Here is a 1,939-nt window from a genome sequence, read left to right on the forward strand (position 1 = left end):
TTACTTTTTACATATTAAAAACGGAAAACACTATACAATTAAAGCAATCGTGAAAAAATAAACCTTTTAAAAGAAAATGCTGGTTCAAATAAAACGGAATCCGCTTTTTTCTAACAGTATAAATTCTATTTATCAAAAAAATGCGGTGATTAAAAAACACCGCATTTTTTAATATAAAATATTAAAATTTTCCGTTATATAGAATTTCTCATAGTTGTAAATAAATCAATCTCTTATACTATTTTAAATAATGATATTGATTCTATATTATTAGTATATTCATGTATCGTGCTCTAAATTATAAACAATAGAAGAGTTTAATAACCCAAACTGCATTTACAAAAATGCCGCTTAACTTAAACTGTAATTTTCATTTACATATCCAAAACAGATGTAGCAGAATTAGTATATGTAATCAAAAAATCAATTCCTAAACAACAGCCTTGGTCTGATTCAACAAAATGCCTAACCATTAAAGGAGATGTCTCTTTCGATGGTCAGAAACTCAAAGTCACCGTCAATGATCGAGAATTTAAAAACAAGTCTGATGTTGTGACCTACTTGCAGCGTAGGCAATGAAATAAATGTAAAAGCAGTTCAGAAATGAGTTGCTTTTTTGTTTGTTTAAATCGGTCTAAGTAGGCTAAATGTCGGATAAAGTTAAAATGGAATATCCGTAAATAACTAATTGTTAGTGTATTTACGGATTTTTAAAGTGGAGACAGCGGGATTACAATCGAACACCTTATACCCATATTAATGTTCATTGATAGTCTCGATAAATAGCTTGAAACCCTTTATTTATTGGTATATTGAGAATAGATGAATTTATAAAGTGATTTTAAGTTATAGAGATACTTTTACTTTTTTTAGAATTTGTATAGCTAAATAATATTCGTCAAGTTTAAAATATTATTTATAAAATAGCTTTAAGAGTTCGACAGTCGAACATTGTTTAATTGCAAAAATAATACTTATAAAGAAAATATTTAAAAGAAGAATAGACTGTAGAAAGCATTATTATGTGTAGAAGAGTTTGGTCGTTTTTAACTACGCTATTTTCTGGATAATATATATTTAATTAAAATAGAAAAACAACTGTTATGTTGTTTTTCTATATATCTATTAATATTTTTTTAGAATAAAAGGATGGATAATATTTTTATTCCAATAAGTTGATGGTTTTACAATAATAGATTCTTATTCTTAATGCTTGTTTATAATGAAATCTAATCCTATTTGAATTTTAACTTCCTCTACTATTTTTATTAATTCTAGACTGTTTTTGTGTGACCATAATTGGCTTTCGATTACATTATTTAGAATACAATTATGACATTCTTCAATTTCATAATTGTAACCCATTTTTTCCGTTGGAAAATTATAATTAATTTCTTCCTTTTCTTTTATTAAAGTAAAAGATTCTGCCATATGCCATGTTGGGTTGAGATTAATTCTACCATTGGTACCGCTTATTGTGGCTTTCATATTTGAAGTATTTGAAATACCAGAGAATAGTACCGCTTGAGCCTCTTTATAATTTAGAATAATAGATGTTTGTGTATCTACTCCTGAAGGATGAAAAATTGATTTAGCGTAAATACTTTCTGGAATTCCTAATGTGGTGTAAGCTAGGAATAAAGGGTAAACACCAATATCCATTAAGGAACCACCACCTAATTTTAAATCAAACATTCTACTGCCTTTTTTTTCTTGTACATAAAAAGCAAAATCAGCATTAATATAGCGTATGTTACCTATTTCTCCCTGCTTTATTTTATCAAAAGCAGCTCTAAATGATGGATTGAATCTTGTCCAGAAAGCTTCCATGAAAAACTTATTATATTTCTTGGAAGCTGCAATCATTTTTTGAGCATCCTGATAGTTTAATGCAATAGGTTTTTCACACAATACATGCTTGTTTTTTTTCAATGCTTTT

The 1,939-nt window shown here is 27.4% G+C and carries 1 protein-coding gene; it reads right to left on the bottom strand.

What is annotated here, in order from left to right; genetic code table 11:
• Positions 1–1,206 precede the first annotated feature (1,206 nt).
• Positions 1,207–1,939 (bottom strand): Gfo/Idh/MocA family protein (locus tag FEM21_RS16020; protein WP_035662729.1); only part of this gene is annotated, 733 nt, incomplete at its 5' end.

Origin of the sequence: Flavobacterium seoulense (genome assembly GCF_000695795.1) — a bacterium.
GTDB lineage: Bacteria > Bacteroidota > Bacteroidia > Flavobacteriales > Flavobacteriaceae > Flavobacterium > Flavobacterium seoulense.